Annotated in this window: 21 protein-coding genes; 10 read left to right on the top strand and 11 right to left on the bottom strand. The window is 57.9% G+C overall.

Annotated elements, in window-relative coordinates:
* Positions 1 to 98: 98 nt before the first annotated feature.
* Positions 99 to 392, bottom strand: coding sequence for a putative quinol monooxygenase (locus V7730_RS12870; RefSeq protein WP_335747997.1), 294 nt, complete (start codon positions 390 to 392; stop codon positions 99 to 101).
* Complete coding sequence (locus V7730_RS12865) at positions 392 to 976, bottom strand: tripartite tricarboxylate transporter permease (RefSeq protein ID WP_335747996.1); 585 nt, start codon at positions 974 to 976, stop codon at positions 392 to 394. The genes V7730_RS12870 and V7730_RS12865 overlap by 1 nt, the downstream gene beginning before the upstream one ends.
* A gap of 746 nt (positions 977 to 1,722) precedes the next feature.
* On the opposite strand from V7730_RS12865, the gene V7730_RS12860 reads away from it, so the two are divergent.
* The gene (locus V7730_RS12860) at positions 1,723 to 1,932 is read left to right on the top strand and encodes a hypothetical protein (RefSeq protein ID WP_335747995.1); all 210 of its coding nucleotides are present in this window, start codon (positions 1,723 to 1,725) and stop codon (positions 1,930 to 1,932) included.
* Here the strand turns inward: V7730_RS12860 and tgt are convergent.
* A complete protein-coding gene (gene tgt / locus V7730_RS12855) occupies positions 1,929 to 3,056 on the bottom strand; it encodes a tRNA guanosine(34) transglycosylase Tgt (RefSeq protein WP_335747994.1) in 1,128 nt (375 codons plus the stop codon). The two genes, V7730_RS12860 and tgt, sit on opposite strands and share 4 nt — an antisense overlap.
* A gap of 107 nt (positions 3,057 to 3,163) precedes the next feature.
* Between tgt and V7730_RS12850 the strand changes: the two genes are divergently transcribed.
* From V7730_RS12850 to V7730_RS12815, 8 genes are all read left to right on the top strand, one after another.
* Positions 3,164 to 4,057, top strand: a complete 894-nt coding sequence (locus V7730_RS12850) for an SPFH domain-containing protein (RefSeq protein WP_335747993.1) — start codon at positions 3,164 to 3,166, stop codon at positions 4,055 to 4,057.
* Positions 4,054 to 4,332: an NfeD family protein gene (locus V7730_RS12845; protein WP_335747992.1), complete on the top strand. Its 279-nt coding sequence runs from the start codon at positions 4,054 to 4,056 to the stop codon at positions 4,330 to 4,332. Before V7730_RS12850 ends, V7730_RS12845 begins: the two co-directional genes overlap by 4 nt.
* Before the next feature lie 154 nt (positions 4,333 to 4,486).
* The gene (locus tag V7730_RS12840; protein WP_335747991.1) at positions 4,487 to 5,233 is read left to right on the top strand and encodes an aquaporin; all 747 of its coding nucleotides are present in this window, start codon (positions 4,487 to 4,489) and stop codon (positions 5,231 to 5,233) included.
* A gap of 127 nt (positions 5,234 to 5,360) precedes the next feature.
* Positions 5,361 to 5,723, top strand: coding sequence for an SUF system Fe-S cluster assembly protein (locus tag V7730_RS12835; RefSeq protein ID WP_259995308.1), 363 nt, complete (start codon positions 5,361 to 5,363; stop codon positions 5,721 to 5,723).
* 126 nt (positions 5,724 to 5,849) lie between these two features.
* Positions 5,850 to 6,458: a hypothetical protein gene (locus tag V7730_RS12830; RefSeq protein WP_335747990.1), complete on the top strand. Its 609-nt coding sequence runs from the start codon at positions 5,850 to 5,852 to the stop codon at positions 6,456 to 6,458.
* Positions 6,459 to 6,500: 42 nt separating this feature from the next.
* Positions 6,501 to 7,223 (top strand): DUF3307 domain-containing protein, encoded by a 723-nt coding sequence (locus V7730_RS12825; protein ID WP_335747989.1) that lies wholly within the window; start codon positions 6,501 to 6,503, stop codon positions 7,221 to 7,223.
* 54 nt (positions 7,224 to 7,277) lie between these two features.
* Positions 7,278 to 7,640, top strand: a complete 363-nt coding sequence (locus tag V7730_RS12820; protein WP_335747988.1) for a HesB/IscA family protein — start codon at positions 7,278 to 7,280, stop codon at positions 7,638 to 7,640.
* Positions 7,641 to 7,657: 17 nt separating this feature from the next.
* Positions 7,658 to 7,966 (top strand): TfoX/Sxy family protein, encoded by a 309-nt coding sequence (locus V7730_RS12815; RefSeq protein ID WP_335747987.1) that lies wholly within the window; start codon positions 7,658 to 7,660, stop codon positions 7,964 to 7,966.
* On the opposite strand, the gene V7730_RS12810 is transcribed toward V7730_RS12815, so the two are convergent.
* The 3 genes from V7730_RS12810 to V7730_RS12800 form a co-directional block, all read right to left on the bottom strand.
* A complete protein-coding gene (locus V7730_RS12810; protein ID WP_335747986.1) occupies positions 7,963 to 8,241 on the bottom strand; it encodes a hypothetical protein in 279 nt (92 codons plus the stop codon). The two genes, V7730_RS12815 and V7730_RS12810, sit on opposite strands and share 4 nt — an antisense overlap.
* A gap of 3 nt (positions 8,242 to 8,244) precedes the next feature.
* Positions 8,245 to 8,514 (bottom strand): HD domain-containing protein, encoded by a 270-nt coding sequence (locus V7730_RS12805; RefSeq protein ID WP_335748014.1) that lies wholly within the window; start codon positions 8,512 to 8,514, stop codon positions 8,245 to 8,247.
* 71 nt (positions 8,515 to 8,585) lie between these two features.
* Entirely contained in the window at positions 8,586 to 9,491 is a 906-nt protein-coding gene (locus tag V7730_RS12800) for an isopenicillin N synthase family dioxygenase (RefSeq protein ID WP_335747985.1), read from the bottom strand.
* Between the two features lie 119 nt (positions 9,492 to 9,610).
* On the opposite strand from V7730_RS12800, the gene tpiA reads away from it, so the two are divergent.
* Entirely contained in the window at positions 9,611 to 10,360 is a 750-nt protein-coding gene (tpiA, locus tag V7730_RS12795) for a triose-phosphate isomerase (RefSeq protein ID WP_335747984.1), read from the top strand.
* Positions 10,361 to 10,444: 84 nt separating this feature from the next.
* Here tpiA and V7730_RS12790 read toward each other — a convergent pair whose 3' ends face one another.
* The 5 genes from V7730_RS12790 to V7730_RS12770 all read right to left on the bottom strand — a co-directional run bounded on the left by V7730_RS12790 (position 10,445) and on the right by V7730_RS12770 (position 16,827).
* Positions 10,445 to 11,821, bottom strand: a complete 1,377-nt coding sequence (locus V7730_RS12790; protein WP_335747983.1) for a TRAP transporter large permease — start codon at positions 11,819 to 11,821, stop codon at positions 10,445 to 10,447.
* Between the two features lie 4 nt (positions 11,822 to 11,825).
* On the bottom strand, positions 11,826 to 12,506 hold the full coding sequence (locus V7730_RS12785) for a TRAP transporter small permease (RefSeq protein ID WP_335747982.1): 681 nt from the start codon (positions 12,504 to 12,506) through the stop codon (positions 11,826 to 11,828).
* Positions 12,507 to 12,602: 96 nt separating this feature from the next.
* Complete coding sequence (locus tag V7730_RS12780; RefSeq protein ID WP_335747981.1) at positions 12,603 to 13,598, bottom strand: DctP family TRAP transporter solute-binding subunit; 996 nt, start codon at positions 13,596 to 13,598, stop codon at positions 12,603 to 12,605.
* A gap of 248 nt (positions 13,599 to 13,846) precedes the next feature.
* Complete coding sequence (locus V7730_RS12775; RefSeq protein ID WP_335747980.1) at positions 13,847 to 15,085, bottom strand: sigma-54-dependent transcriptional regulator; 1,239 nt, start codon at positions 15,083 to 15,085, stop codon at positions 13,847 to 13,849.
* The gene (locus V7730_RS12770) at positions 15,082 to 16,827 is read right to left on the bottom strand and encodes a sensor histidine kinase (protein ID WP_335747979.1); all 1,746 of its coding nucleotides are present in this window, start codon (positions 16,825 to 16,827) and stop codon (positions 15,082 to 15,084) included. The genes V7730_RS12775 and V7730_RS12770 overlap by 4 nt, the downstream gene beginning before the upstream one ends.
* Positions 16,828 to 16,884 lie beyond the last annotated feature (57 nt).

The following is a 16,884-nucleotide window of genomic DNA, read 5'->3' as shown; positions in this document are numbered from 1 at the left end:
CGCGTGGGCCACATCGTGACTGTCATCAATCAGAAAGCTGTCAGCGTGAGTGCGCGCATCGCGATCGGCGTATTTGACCGCGTGCACCTCCCACGTACTCATTGGACCACCTGCGTATAAGTCCGAACTTCTCTGGTTAAGGTCATTTCGGCAGTGTCGCCATCAAAAGACTTGAAGTGGTCGGATGTTAGATGCGCCTCGAATGCCGCGCGGTCTGTGTAAATCTCGTAGAGGAATACCTCATTTGGACGGTCCGGATCAGTTGAGATATCAAACTGGTGGCAGCCTGCCTCCACCTCAAGGCTTTTGCGGGCGTTGACCCACATCAGATACAGGAATTCGTCAAACGCTTGAGGCTTGATAACGAATGTTACGACTACGGCGTAGGGCATCAGATCACCTTTCTACGAAGACGCGCAAACATACCCCGGATCACCGGCAGCCGCGACAGGATCAGCGCGACGTTCAGTGTCAGCAAGATGGCAGCCTTCGGTCGGCTGATAAAGACCGAAAGATCACCCTCTGATATCAGCAATGACCTACAAAACGTCTCATCAAACAACCCGCCAAGGATCACGCCAATCACCAATGGCGCGATTGGGTAGCGCAACAGTTTCATGAAGAAGGCCACGAACCCGACCTCGAGCATGAGATAAAGGTCGTAGTTTCCTCCACCCAAGCTAACCGATCCGATGGTGGTCAGCACCATGACAAACGGCAGGAAAGCAGTCTGCGGAATGCACAGGATCTTGATAATGATGCTGGCGATGAACAGCAGCATCGTCAAAGACGCCATCACCATAATAGCAACCACGCGTAGGATAATCTCCGGATCGATTGTGGGGCCGGGAATGATGTTATTGATCTTGAATGCGCCCATAAGCGCTGCCGCTGGCGGCGAGTTCGGGATACCAAGCACCAGCAATGGCGTCAGCGCGTCACCGATGCTGGCGTTGTTCACCGTCTCCGACGACAACGCCCCCCCTAGATAGAGCTTTAGCCAAAGTTCGCGCCATCATTTCTTACCGACTTGCCAACGCCGTAGCTTACCCAGCCTGCGACGTCCTTATCCCACACGGGGCAAAGCGCCCTGACCGAAACCCTCGGCTCGAACACGTGGCAAGGCTTTGGCTGGGATTGCGTTCACAACCTGCAATCGCACGGTATTACAGATCTTCTCGAGGATACCGGTTTTGAAAACGAGGCGCGTGACTATTTGCAGGTGATCCAGATCGAGATCGCAATTTATACGTCGCCTGCCAAGGGGCACAAACTAGTGATCTGACAGATTATCGACGTAGGCGCTTCCAAGACACGCGCAAGCAGTAATCACGCAATCGAGGAATTGCGCGACCTGATCTTTAGTAGGCAGCTTGCAGCGGGGTCGGACCACCTTGAGACGGAGCTGGCGACACAGCTTAGTATGTCGCGCAAGACCTTCTGGAGATGCGCCCCAGCAAAGGCGTGCGCATCCTTGCGCTGTCTGCCACTGACATACGCTAAAGCTACGAGTTGCTAAACGCGCTTGAAAGTGGTGCCGCGCGCAATGCCGCCAAGACGGGCTAGAGCGATGGCGAGCTTGCGAGACTGGCCAGCGCCATCGACAGCATGGAGCCGCCTTAGAGGCGGGCGATCTACGGGATTGAGCAAACGTCGACGACTAATTCTAATCGGAACTTGTACGGCTGGGCTGTAACAGCCGCATCACCAGCGTTTTTTTCCATGATGGCGGATCAAGTCCGCCGCGCCCGCGCGATGACCATGGTCATGCGTGAAATTCCCCAAAAATCGAACCAAGACCACCGTCAGGTCATGGAAGCGATCCAAAAGCATGAGGCGGATGCCGTCTACCGCATCTACCACGCCCACCGGACCCAAGCGCAAGAAACGCTGCTCAGCCTATTGGACAAACATCAGTTGCGCAGGATCTAAAGTGGATCAATATCGCCTTGTGCGCGGATGGCGTGGAAGTCCGACTGCCACGCCGCAAAGGTCCCTGCCCCGATCGCATCGCGCATGCCGGCCATAAGATCCTGATAATACCGCAGATTGTGCCATGTCAGCAGCATGGAAGAGATCATCTCTTGGGACCGAAACACGTGGTGCAGGTACGCGCGCGAATAGTTCTGGCACGCAGGACAGCCGCAATCTTCGTCCAATGGGCGTGGATCATCGGCGTGGCGGGCGTTCTTGATGTTCAGCACACCTTTGCGGGTGAATACTTGACCCGTTCGGCCGGAGCGTGACGGCAGCACGCAGTCCATCATATCAATCCCGCGCGCCACGGCGCCGACGATGTCATCCGGCTTACCCACGCCCATCAGATAGCGCGGCTTGTCCTGCGGCAATTGCTCTGGCGCGTAATCAAGACAGTCAAACATCGCCTGCTGTCCTTCACCCACAGCAAGGCCACCGACAGCATAGCCGTCAAAGCCGATCTCGCGCAGGGCGTCCGCGCTTTGTTGGCGCAGGTCCTGCTCCAACCCGCCTTGTTGAATGCCGAACAGCGCATGACCGGGCCGGTCGCCAAATGCCTCGCGGGAACGTTTGGCCCACCGCATCGACAGCTCCATGCTGGAAGCAATGCGGTCACGATCCGCAGGCAGCGCGGGACATTCGTCAAAGCACATCACAATGTCCGAGCCCAACAGCTTTTGGATCTCCATTGAGCGTTCGGGTGTGATTTCATGCTTGGAGCCGTCGATGTGACTTTTGAAGGTCACGCCGCGTTCAGTCAGCTTGCGCAAATTGGCCAGCGACATGACCTGAAACCCGCCGGAATCCGTGAGGATTGGGCGGTCCCAATTCATAAACTTGTGCACCCCACCAAGGCGATCGATCCGCTCGGCTGTGGGGCGCAGCATCAGGTGATAGGTGTTACCCAGCAGGATATCCGCACCCGTCTCACGCACTGATTCCGGCATCATCGCCTTGACAGTCGCGGCGGTGCCGACGGGCATGAAGGCAGGCGTGCGGATTTCGCCGCGCGGCGTGTTGATCTTACCCGTACGGGCGCGCCCGTCTGTGGCGTCGATCTGATAAGAAAATCCGGTCATAGCATGCCCTCGCAGAGTTGTTCCGCCGACCTACCGCAGCGCCCCGCATCTTGCAATCAACGCGTTTCACCAGCAAACTAAAACCAACCGAATTAAGGAATGCCACCGTGCCCATCGAAGAACTTATCCTGAACCTTTTGCAAAGCAATCTTGGCTGGTTGCTTCTGGCGCTTGTGCTGGTCATTGTTGTGGTCAAAGCGGTGCGTATTGTGCCGCAGTCCGAACAGCACGTGGTTGAACGCTTTGGCCGTCTGCGCGCGGTTCTGGGGCCAGGGATCAACCTGATTGTGCCCTTCTTTGACAAGGTCGCCCACCAGATTTCCATTCTTGAGCGGCAGCTACCAACAGCTTCCCAAGACGCGATCACCCGCGACAACGTGTTGGTTCAGGTAGATACATCGGTTTTCTACCGCATCATTGAGCCCGAAAAGACCGTATACCGCATCCGCGATGTAGACAGTGCCATTGCCACAACCGTGGCCGGTATCGTGCGTGCCGAGATCGGGATGATGGACCTCGACGAAGTGCAGGCCAACCGCTCCGCGCTGATCGCTACGATCAAGACAAATGTCGTGGAATCGGTCGAGAATTGGGGGATCGAGGTCACCCGCGCCGAAATTCTGGACGTTAACCTTGATGCCGCCACCCGCGCGGCCATGATGCAGCAGCTTAACGCCGAACGCGCCCGTCGTGCGCAAGTGACCGAGGCTGAAGGCTCAAAACGTGCGGTCGAACTGGCCGCTGACGCAGAGCTTTATGCGTCCGAGCAGACCGCCAAGGCGCGCCGCGTACTGGCGGACGCCGAAGCCTATGCCACGCAGGTTGTGGCCCATGCGATTAATGAAAACGGACTTGAGGCGGCGCAGTACCATATTGCGCTCAAACAAGTTGAGGCGCTTGGCACCATGAGCACTGGCGCAGGCAATCAAACCGTCGTTATTCCCTCTGAAGCCCTTGCCGCCTTTGGCGATGCGTTTAAACTGCTCAAAGGGCGCAGATGATGGATGGTTTGCTGCATATCTGGTGGGTCTGGCTTTGCGCAGTTCTTGCGCTGGCCTTGGTCGAACTCGTCGTCCCGTCCTCGATCTTTCTGGGATTTGCGCTGGGGGCGCTCGCCATGACAGTAGTGGTAGGCTTGAGCCTGCTGTCCAACACCTCCGCCCTGCTGGCGTTGTTTGCAGCGCTCTCACTGCTTGCGTGGGTGGTTTTAAAACGGGTATTCAAAAACCAGTCCAGTGGCGCACGGGTTGTAACCCGCGATATCAACGAAAACTGATTTCACCGTAATCTACGCTAAAATCGCTGATATCCTCACCTTTTGGGGGAGAAATGTGGGATTTCTCCCTTATTCGCAGTCCAAGAGTTCCTCCAAGGTCGATTATGTAGCGGCAAACAAGCCGCGCTTAGTTAATTTTTGGGAGGTAATACTAATGCGCAAGTACATTGCAGAGGCGATCGGGACGTTCGTTCTCGTCTTTTTCGGGGTTGGTTCGGCCGTTTTGGCGGGCGGCGGGATTGGTATCGCGGATTCAATCTCGATCACTGGCATCAGCTTTACCTTCGGTATCTCGGTCGTGGCGATGGCGTATTCCATCGGTCAAATCTCTGGTGCGCACCTCAATCCGGCCGTTTCTATGGGCATGCTGGTCGCGGGCCGCATGACGCTTAAGGAATTCGGGGGATACGCGGTATTCCAGACTGTTGGTGCGATTGTCGCTGCTGCTACCATCTACATCATGGCAACCAATTCCGCCGGCGGATACGACATCGCCAGCAACGGATTGGGCCAGAACGGCTGGGGCCCCGATTATGGTGGTGAGTTCTTTATGATCTCGGCCTTCCTTTTCGAAGTAATTGCCACGGCTGTGTTTCTTGTCGTCATTCTGGCCGTCACATCCGAGACAGGCAATGCGGCCATGGCCGGCTTGGCGATTGGTCTGACGCTGACCATGATCCATCTGGTTGGCATCACAGTCACAGGCACATCGGTGAACCCTGCCCGCTCAATCGGGCCTGCCATGTTTGTTGGCGGCACGGCGCTTTCGCAGTTGTGGCTGTTCATCGTGGCGCCGCTGATCGGTGGCGCATTGGGTGGCATTCTGCATCAAGCACGCATCACTGGCACCTCGCCTGCGGACGCCGCCGCCTCGACACCGCTCGCCTCGCCCGATCTCTGATCTCTGATCTCTGATCTCGGAAAAACTTTTGAAATTCCGTTGGGCCAGCAGATCATTTCGGCTGGCCCTCTGGACGCCGCCTCCTGTAATCCATATATAAATAGTCAAGTTTATGAATGAGGCGCAGATGACCAATTCAACACCCCCTCTCGAAGGCACGCCACTTATTGCGCCTTCCAGCACGGATCACCCGCTGTACGAGCAGGTCGTGGAGGCGTGTAGGTCGGTCTATGACCCTGAAATTCCAGTCAATATCTATGAGCTTGGCTTGATCTATACGATTGACATAAACGAGGCCAACGAGGTCGCGATCAAAATGTCGCTGACCGCTCCGGGGTGCCCCGTTGCAGGCGAGATGCCCGGTTGGGTCGCCGATGCCGTCGAGCCGATTGCCGGCGTTAAGCAGGTAGACGTCGATCTGGTCTGGGAGCCGCCTTGGGGTATGGACATGATGTCTGATGAAGCCCGCCTTGAACTGGGCTTTATGTAAGCTTTCCCTTTAATGCACACGCGCGGGCCGTCCTTCTTGATGAGGGGCGGCCCGTTTGCGTTGTTGCCCCTGTGCGCGCGGCCTGTCAAACTGGGCTAAAGACCAAGGACACAGCAAGGGGCAACAATGCAGAACTGGGCCGTTTTCACCGGTGATATCGTCCGCTCCGGCGATCTGGAGCATGACGCGTTGTCCGAAGTGTTTGTGGCGCTGGAGACTGCCGCGCGCGACATTGCCGACTGGCCCGACAGCCGCACCGCCTTTGCACGGTTTCGCGGTGATGGCTGGCAGATGGCACTGCCTGTCCGCTATGCCATGCGCGCAGCACTTAGCCTGCGTGCGGCTGTGCGCTGCACCGGCAAAGGACGCGATACACGTATCGGCATCGGGATAGGTGAAGGAAACTTGCACGGGGTTGATCTGGCCGCCGGTGACGGGCCTGCCTTTGTGCACTCGGGCCACGCGCTTGACGCAATCAAACGGACGCCGCGTATGTCAGCACCTGATGCACCCGCGCTGCTGCGCACCGCTCTGCCGCTGGCAGACATCATTGCGCAGAGCTGGACCGCCAAACAGGCGCAGGTGGTCCAAGCACTGCTCGCTCCCGCTCCGCCAACGCAGGACGAGCTGGCCCACGCGCTGGGCCGGAGTCGCCAGATGATCCAGAAACAGGCGGATGCGGCAGGACTTGCTGGGTTGGTTGAAAGTTGTGAGGCTTATGAAAGTGCTAGATAGCAACCTAATTATATTGCAAACTCAGAAAGCAACCCTTTTTATATGAGCCTTCCTGTTATCCCTCTTCTAACGATTGAATTGCTGATTGCGCTTGTTACAGCACACCTGTTGGCCGATTTTGTTTTCCAGACCACCTATATGGTCCTGAACAAACAGCGTCCTTGGATCATGCTCATGCATGGAGCGCATGCCTTTGCGCTGACAGCGCTGTTTTCAGGCGGTGCAATGCTTCTCAGCCTTGGCATCGCCCTGAGCCATATCGCCATTGATACCATCAAGATAAAATTCGCCCCTGACACGCTGCGCACTTATCTAGTGGATCAGGGCGCGCACCTGCTTATTCTGTTTCTGGCCGTGGTTTGGCTGCCTGCATGGGTTATTGATCCATGGTGGCCGCCCCTTTCCACCGACATGATCCAGATCGCACTAGTCCTAAGCGGTTTTATCAGCGCGACCATGGCCGGCGGTGTGGCTGTTGGGCACCTGATGTCACGCTATAAGTCTGACGCGCAGCCCGAAGGGTTGGAGCACGCTGGCCGGATGATCGGGCTGATGGAGCGCGGGCTGATCTTCTTGATGGTCATGATCGGAGAACCTTCGGGGATCGGGTTTCTGATCGCCGCAAAGTCAATTTTGCGCTTTGATACAGTCGCAAGAGACCAGAAGATGAGCGAATATGTGATCATCGGCACACTGGCCTCTTTCGGCTGGGCGCTGGCCGCCAGTTTTGCCACCATCGCGACAATGCGCGCACTGGGGTACTAACCTCTTGAGATTGTGCCCGCCCATCCCTATCTATGAAGCTGAAGGAGCACCAATATGTTCGGAATTCCAGGCAAGCAAGCGGTCACCATGACCGACAAAGCAGCAGCACAGATTATCAAACTGATGACGGCAAAAGGCCACGCAGGTCTGCGCATCGGCGTGAAGAAGGGCGGCTGTGCAGGCATGGAATACACCATGGAATATGTGGATGATGCTGATCCCAATGACGAAGTTGTAGAACAGGATGGCGCCTGCATCATGATCGCGCCAATGGCGCAGATGTTCCTGTTCGGCACGCAGATCGACTATGAAACAGCGCTGTTGGAAAGTGGATTCAAGTTCAAGAACCCCAACGTGACAGAGGCGTGCGGCTGCGGCGAATCCATAAAGTTCGACGAAGCGCTCTTTGCCAAGTGAGCCTGTCGCAGGCCGATATGGCCTTCGCACGCGATCTTTTTGAAAACATTCCCGATCTTACCACCCGCCGCATGTTCGGCGGCATGGGGATTTATTGCGGTGCCCAAATATTTGCGCTGCAACTGTCAGACGGACGGTTGATGCTCAAGGCCGCGAAAGGCCCCTTTGCCGACCGGATAAAGGCGCTGGGCGGTGAGGAATGGACCTATACTCGCAAGAACGGCGCCGCCGCCTCCATGCCATACTGGACGCTGCCGGACTCATATCTGGATGATCCCGAAGAAGCCAGCGCGCTGGCGCGTGAGGCAATGGCGGCACTTGGCTAGACGGCGATCTCGGACACAAACTGCGCGCGGAAGCTTTTCATAAACGCGACACGCTTCTGCGCCATTTCGCGCGCGGTGGCGGTGTTCAATGTATCTGCCACGCGAAAAAGCTTTACCTCGAAATGATCCAGCGCATAGGCGCGGTCATCCAAGGCCCGCGATTGTGCCAGCGGGTCACCCCCATGGAACAGCGCAGCATTCATCTGGCCTGAAACGTTAAAGCAGCGCGCAATCCCCAACGCGCCCAGTGCGTCAAGCCGGTCGGCATCCTGCACCACCTACGCCTCGATGCTTTGCGCGCGGACGCCTGCGGAAAAACTATGCGCTTCAATAGCATGAGCTACGGCCTTCACCTTAGATTCAGTCATCCCGCGTCCCAACAGAAACGCCGACGCATGTGCCGCTGACAGCGCTGCTGCCTGCGCGCGGGCCGGATCATCTTTGGGCGGGTTCACGATATCATGCAGGAAACATGCCGCCTCGATCACCTCCAGATCGCCACCTTCTACGGCTGCAATCCGCAGCGCCAAGGCCCCGACACGGCGCAGATGCCAGACATCATGCGCTCCGTCTACGGTGTCACACCAGACACGCAGAACCTAGGCTTCATAGGCCGCGCTCATGATTTCTTGAGGTGCAGATAGGTCTCACAAAACCGCGCTGCCAGATGCTCTCCAGCCAGAACAACCTTGTCTGATCCCAGCGGCGCCACATTGGTATCGTGAGACGGATTAAAGAACAGCGGCACGGATATCCGCTCGTTGCTGCCGCCCACCACACGGTGCGGCGTGGCGCGCACGCACCCGTCGGTCCATGCCTCCATCATCTCACCAAAGTTGATCACAAAGGTGCCAGGTTCTGCACTGATCGGAATCCATCCGCCGCCCCGTTTGCGCACCTCCAGCCCCGCAGAGCCATCGGTGGCCAGCAAGGTCAGGCAGCCATAGTCGGTATGGGTCGCGATGCCTAAATCCTTGGCACCAGCCCAAACGGGGCGCGAAGGGTAATAATTGCCGCGTAAAAGCGCCATCGGAGTCTCGAACCCCGCATCAAAGGCATCGCGCGGCGCGCCAATGGACTGCGCCACACCGCGCAGCACCGCCATCGCCACTTCGCATGCGTCATCGAAGTAGGCGCTGATCACCTGCTCGAACCCTTCGGGCTGCGCGGGCCAGATGTTGGGCGCATAGACTGACATTTCTGCACACGGATCATCAGGTTTCAACCGCACGCCGCTGTCAAAATACTGTTTGTAATCGGGATTTGCATCCGGATCGACCTGCTCTGTTCCTGCCGCGCCCCAGCCGCGATTGGCACCAGTGCCCGCCATGCTGTAGGGCTTCTTGTCACTTTCGGGCAGCTTGAAAAACGAACGATATGTTTCGATCACTTCACGCACGCGCCCGCCGGACAGCGCGGTGTTATGAACCGTCGCAAACCCGACACCGGTGGCCGCCTCACGCATGGCTTCCAATGCAGCAGGGTCTTCTGCGCTGAGTGCCTGCAGATCGATAGCCGGGATCATCGCCCTCTCCTTTATCGTGTCGCCTCCTCCTACCGCGATGGCTGCGACAATTCCAACCCCATCGTTGAAGTGCGCCCCAGCCGGTGCTAGAGATCGGCAACCGGAACAAGGGGCAGAAAATGCGACGCAAACTGGCAGCAGGCAACTGGAAAATGAACGGAACCGCGGCATGCCTTGCCGAACTGGGTGCCTTGAACGCGATGCTTCCCGTGACATCGCCTGAGGTTGTGATCTGCCCACCCGCCCCGCTGTTGTTCCGCGCCCACGAGGCTGCACGCGGCACCGGCATCGAGATCGGTGCGCAGGATTGCCACATGGAAACAAGCGGTGCCTTCACCGGCGATATTTCCGCTGCGTTGATTGCCGACACTGGTGCGAAATATGTCATCGTCGGCCATTCCGAACGCCGCGATACCCATGAAGAGCGCGACCGCGATGTCCGCAAGAAGGCCAAGGCCGCTTGGGCCGCGGGCCTCACCGCGATCATCTGTATCGGCGAGACGCTTGAGAATCACGAGGCGAACAACACGCTCGACATCATCGCGGGACAGCTTGCGGGCTCCCTGCCCGACCAGATGACAGCCGACAACACCGTCATCGCGTATGAACCGATCTGGGCCATTGGCACCGGCAAAGTCCCGACGCTTGAGCAGATTGTCGAAGTCCATGACTTTATCCGCGCCAAGCTAGAGGCGCGTTATGGCGCTGAAATCGCGGATATGATTCCGCTACTTTATGGCGGGTCGGTTAAGCCGGACAATGCCGCGACCATTTTTCAGGCAGCCAATGTAGACGGCGCGCTGGTTGGTGGTGCGTCCCTGAAGGCGGTTGATTTCGCGCCGATCATTCAAGCACTCGCTGACAGCTAAGGCTGACGGCAGACCATATTAATTGCAAAGGGCGCTGGACCAATTATGGTCCGGCGCCCTTTTTTTCTGGTGCAGGTGCCTGCCCTATCTCGTGATGATCTCAGGCCCCATCATAAGCGTCGGTAGCCAAGTCGAGATGATCGGAATGTAGGTTACCATAATCAGGAAGACGAACAGCACGGCAAGGAACGGCAGTGCGGCACGCACCACGTTCATCATCGGCATGTTGGCCACCCCTGAGGTCACAAACAGGTTGAGCCCTACCGGCGGCGTGATCATCCCGATTTCCATATTCACCACCATGATGATGCCCAGATGGATCGGATCAATGCCAAGCTCGATCGCAATAGGGAACACCAGCGGTGCCACAATAACCAACAGGCCCGACGGCTCCATGAACTGGCCGCCGATCAGCAGGATCACGTTCACAATGACAAGGAACATCACCGGACCGAAGCCCGCATTCAGCATCGCCGCCGAGATTTGCTGCGGGATCTGCTCGTCTGTTAGCACGTGCTTAAGGATCAACGCGTTGGCGATGATAAACATCAGCGTTACCGTCAACTTACCCGCATCAAACAGCGTGTCGCGCACATCGCGGTGGAAGAACACCGTCAGCAGCGCTTTGGGCTTTTGCCACAAGGCCAGATTGTTGCCGTCACCGGCTACATGCAGTGGACCCATATCGCGGTAGACAAAGTTGGCGATGAAGAAGGCATAGACAGCCGCAACCGCCGCCGCTTCGGTGGGGGTAAAGATACCGCCATAGATGCCGCCCAGAATGATCACGATCAGGAACAGCCCCCAACCGGCCTCAAACCCAGCAGAGCGTACCTCGCCCCAGCCGCGCCATTCACCCTTTGGCAGGTTACGCACCCGCGCGATGATGTAGATCGTAACCATCAGCATGGTACCGGCCAACAGGCCCGGAATGACGCCCGCAAGGAACATCCGCCCGACGGACACGTCCGTTGCCGATGCATAGACAACCATCACGATGCTGGGTGGGATCAGGATGCCCAAAGTGCCCGCCACCGCAATTACGCCTGCAGCGAAATCCTTGGTATAGCCGACTTCGCGCATGCCGACGATTACGATGGAGCCGATGGCAACCACGGTCGCAGGAGACGAGCCTGACAGGGCGGCAAACAGCATACAGGCGAAGACACCCGCAATCGCCAAACCACCCGGCAAATGACCGACAAGCGCGATGGAAAATCGGATTATCCGCCTCGCCACCCCGCCGGTGGACATGAACGATGACGCCAGCACGAAGAACGGGATCGCCAGCAGCGTGTAGTGCCCCGCCATCGCCTGAAACAGTGTCTGAGCAATTGACGCCAGCGAGGTATCGGACAGCACCAGCAAGAATATAATAGAGGACGTCCCCAGCGAGATCGCGATTGGCACACCAATCAGCATCAGGCCGACGACCATCATGAATAGGACAAGAACTTCCATCCGCTTAGTTCCCCGCGTTCATATGTTGGACATCTTTGATGTCGTCTTCGGCCTCATGGCTCACGATCAGGCTGGTTGCTTCACCGCGCCAGACGCGGATGAAGGCCTGAATGAATCTGAATAGCAGCAAGGCCATGCCAAACGGCAAGATCGCATAAGGGATGAATCGTGGCAGTTTGCCGTATGCTTCGCCCTCGTTCATGATCGGCTCGATCCAGCGGAGCCATTCGGGGAACGGGATGTCGATCACCTCGTACCATGCTTGGTCGCGCGTGTTGGCAAATCCTGTTGGGAACCACCGGCCAGTTGTTGCGTCTAGCCCTGCGAAAGGTGCCCAGTAGTCCCACGCACCCTTCATCACAAAGACCGCATAAAGGATGCAGACCGCCCCTGCGATCAAGGCTAGCAACCGCCGAATGGAGGGGGAAAACAGGTTGATCACTGCATCGACACCCAACTGAGCGGTCACTTTGACCGTGTAGCTGACCCCGAAGAGCACAAGCCACGCAAACAGGAAGGTAACAGCCTCAAGGCCCCAGATCAGGCCGGTGTTAAAGCCGTAGCGCAACACAACATTGATGAAGGTAATGATCGTCATCAGGCCCAGAAGGACAGCAATTGCGGTCTCTTCGATCTCGTTGACGATGCGGCCTATGGCCGTCTTTGCCACGTAAGCATGTGCCATTGAACACTCCTACTGATGGGGGGAAAGCGCGCGATGCGTGCAAAACGTCACCCCGCCTGTCACGTGCAGGCGGGGTGTGTGTCAGACCTTGCGGTCTTAGTGTTTGGCGTTGATCGCCTGCGCTGCGTCGATGTTTTCTTGACCAACGTCGGCTGTGAATTCAGCCCAGACGGGCTTCATCGCGCCAACCCATGCCTCACGGTCGGCTGCGTCAATCTCGCGTACAACGCCGCCCGCTTCGAGGATCGCGGCCTTGGCAGCTGCGTTCACGGAGGAAGATTCAGCGTTACGCGCTTCGGTCACTTCGGCCACGATTGTGGACAGCTGCGTGCGCACATCTTCTGGCAGACCGTCGAACCAATCAGTGGATGTCACCAGCATGTAGTCGATGATGCCATGGTTGGTTTCGGTGATGCCGTCCTGAACTTCAAAGAACTTCTGGCCGTAGATATTGGACCATGTGTTCTCTTGACCGTCTACAACGCCGGTTTGCAGCGCTCCGTATACTTCTGAGAAGGCCATCGGCTGTGGGGATGCACCCATCGCCGCCATCTGTGCCTTCAGAACGTCAGAGTTCTGCACGCGGAACTTCAGACCATCAGCATCGGAAGGCAGGTTCAGCGGCTTGTTGGCCGACATCTGCTTCATGCCGTTGTGCCAGAACGCGAGGCCTAGCAGACCGCGGTGTGTCATGGATTCTTTCATCGCCTGACCGGTTTCAGAGTTCTGGAACTCATCTACAGCGTTGATGTTTTTGAACATGAAGGGCAGATCGAAGATGCGGAACTGCTTGGTGAACTGCTCGAACTTGGACAGCGAAGGTGCAGCCATCTGAACGTCACCCTGAAGCAGCGCCTCAAGAACCTGATCATCGTTATACAGCGTGGAGTTCGGGAAAACTTCCATGCAGGCTTTGCCGTTCATCTCTTCGTTGACGCGGCTTTCAAGAAGCGACGCTGCGATGCCTTTGGGGTGCTTGTCTGTGTTTGTGACGTGGCTCAGCTTGATGACGATTTCGCCGTCGTCGCATGCAGCCGAAGCAACACCGGCAGACAGAGTGATGGCCACAACGGCCGCGGTTACAAATTTCATGATGTCTCCTCCCAGAGAATTTGATCACAGGGCGGCTTTTCGCCGCGCTGGAAGCACTATTCAATGAGAGATCACCTACTGCAAGCGTGCTGACATATCGGCACTAAAATTCCGATTTTCTATTTTATATTAACCGCTTACCCGACGAACCGCGAAGTGGTAGCGCAAACATCAAGACGCATGCGTGCGGAAATCCGCACCGGCATTCCCAAAGTTGTGCGGAAATCCGCACAAACACGCCAACCGACTCAGAGGCGGAAGTCTTCGGGCTTGATCGCGTAGCGCGCGCACTTGTCGTAGAATGTCTTGCGCGGCAGCTTGAGAACACGGGCTGCCTCGCTTGCCTGCCCGCCTGCCCGCCGCAGTGCACCCTCGATCAGGGATTGTTCGATCTGGGCCAGATGCGCCACCAACCCCAAGGTCTCGTCAACCTGCCCTTGCTTGTCGTTCTCGGTCATCCCCATGACAAAACGCATCGCTTCTGTCATCAAGGCGCGCGCATTGCCGGGCCAATCGCGGGCCATCAACGCCGCTTCCAATTGCGGCGTGATCAGCGGCGCAGGTTGGCCGCTTTGCTCTGCCGCCAGTGCGACGTAGCGATGAAACAGCACCGGAATATCCTCGGGGCGTTCTGCCAGCGTCGGGATACGCACAGGCATCACATTCAGCCGGTAATATAGATCCGCGTGGAAACGCCCCGCTTCAAGCTCTTGTGACAGATCGAGGGTAGAACCGGCAATGAGCCGCGTGGCGGGCGCACCGTCAAGGGTTTCGGCAAGCGCAAGCTGGCTTTGGGCAGGCAGTCTACTGATTTCGTCAATGAACAGGCTGCCGCCTTCGCCCTCATCATAGGCGGCAGCCAGTGCGGCGGCGTCCAGATCATGCGCCGCGCGCTTGATGAAGGGACGTTTGGAGCGGAGCGAGCACAGGTGGATCACTTCGGCGACCTTGGAGATTCCGGTGCCCTGCGCTCCGGCGATCATCACATCGCCTTGCGCCTGCGCCACGCGGCGGACATGCCTGCGCAAACCTTGGGCCTGTTCGGACGAACCATAAAGCATCCGCGACGCAGGATCGCCGTGATCAACCATCTGGCGCAATTCGCGATTCTCTAACACCAACGCCCGAGTCTTTAGCGCACGTTCAACCACCGCCAGCAACTCGTTCGCCGCACAGGGTTTTTCAAGAAAGCCGAAAGCCCCCTCACCCATCGCTTTGACGGCCATTGGGATATCGCCTTCTCCGGTCAGCAAGATCACCGGCAGGTCGGGATCAATCCGGCGCACATGGGACAACAGGTGAAACCCGTCCCGCCCTGGCATCCGGATGTCCGAGATGATGACCCCGTCAAACTGAGCCGAGATGTGATCGGCCGCCACAACAAAGGCACCCGCCGTGATACAGGTGAGATTGGCCAACTCTAGCGTTTGGGCCAGCGCCTCGCAGACGGCAGAATCGTCATCAACCAAAAGGACAGTCTTGCTCATGCGGCGCGTTCCTGTGTCATGGGTTGCAAGGTTACGGTGAAACACGCGCCGCCATCGGTGTTGTGGGCGCGAATCTCACCGTCGACACTTTGCACGATGGCATAGCTGATCGACAGACCCAGCCCCATGCCTTTGGCTGCACCGACATCTTTGGTGGAATAGAACGGATCAAAGACCTTTTCTGGCGCGGCGATGCCATGACCGCTATCGGTGATCGTGGCGGTAACGCCTTGCTGGTCCTGCCGGATGATGACTTCAAGCTTACGCTGCTCCGCCTCGATCATCGCATCCAGCGCGTTGGAGATGAGATTGACAAAAACCTGCGCCAAGCGGACCTCACCGCCACGCACCCAGACCGGCGCATCTGGCGCGTCATACACCAGCTCTACCCCCATCTCCTCAAGCCGCGTTTGCGTAAGGTCCAGCGCAGATGCGATCACCGCCCCTAGATCAACCTGCACCTGCTGCACCGCCTCCTGTTTCGAAAAGGCCCGCAAGTTCTTGATGATACGCCCCATCCGATTCGCCAGCTCGGATATGCGGGTAAGGTTCTCTGCCGCGCGCTCTGGGGTGCCACGCGCGATGAATTGCACGCCGTTTTCTGCAAAAGATTGCACCGCCATCAACGGCTGGTTCAGCTCGTGGCTGATGCCGGCGCTCAGTTGCCCCAGCGCGCTAAGCTTGCTGGCCTGAACCAGATCATCCTGCGCGCGCCCGAGAGCCATTTGCGCCTCTGTCCGCTCTGCCGCCTCGCGGCGCAATTCGTTGTTAATGTCGCGCAGCGCTTGGGTACGGGCGCGGACTCGCGCTTCAAGCTGGGCATTGGCGCGCGCTAACGTTCGCCGCCGTTCGGTTGCCAGAAATAACAGCGCGCCAAAAGCCAGAAACAGCGCGGCGACCGCTGCGGCCTGGGCATTAGCCAGCCGCTGCACAACGCTAGTATCCATCAGCACTTCGCCCCGCATCCCGATCACCGGCAAATCCTGAACCAGATGCAACGCAACGTCTGGCAGGTAAGGTCCCCAGCCCAGATGCCAAATCTCATGCGAACCGATGAAACTTGCCTCGAATGCGGGTTCCTCCCCCTGCCGTGGACGTAACCCCGGCGCGCCCGCTGGTCGCTGCCAATAGATCAGCTCGGACCGGTTGGAGACCTGAACCTGTCCGCGCGCGTCGGTGAAGAACACAGGCGGCGTATCCCCTCGCCATGCATAATCAACCGAGCTGAGATCGGTTGAGACCACCAGCGCACCCAACACGCGCCCCTGCGCACCAAAAACTGGTGCGGCGTAGAAATAGCTACGCCCGGCCGCTGTACCGGCCCCATAACCCCGCCCCAACGCCCCATTAAGCGCGCGGCGCACAAACCTCATCGCATTAACGCTGCCCGCACCATCTTCTGCTGCGGCCAGAACGCGACCCATCCGGTCAATAACCATAACATCAAGTGCGGCAGAGCGGTCCGCCACGCCGCGCAACAAGGCTTTGTCCTCGGGGCGCGCGGCTCCTTCGAGGAACTGCAGAACCTGAGGATGATCCGCCATGACAACTGCCAAATCGCGGTAACGTTGCAGCTGGCCAACCAAACGGTCACTGGCCAGCGCCAGATCGGCAGCGCCACGCGCCGACAGCTGTGCAAGCCCCTGATGGGTCGCATAGCGCCAGACCGCAAAGCTCAGCACTGCCACGCAGATCAGAAAACCAACAATGCTCAGGCCGCGCCTGCCAAACCTGTATCTCATGGCGGCCAATTTACGCGCAAGGCCTTGCATTTACCAGCACAACTGCGCTTTGTGCGG

Origin of the sequence: Sulfitobacter sp. (genome assembly GCF_036961165.1) — a bacterium.
In the GTDB taxonomy this organism is placed as follows: Bacteria; Pseudomonadota; Alphaproteobacteria; order Rhodobacterales; family Rhodobacteraceae; genus Sulfitobacter.
This window is presented reverse-complemented; position numbering and strand designations above follow the sequence as displayed.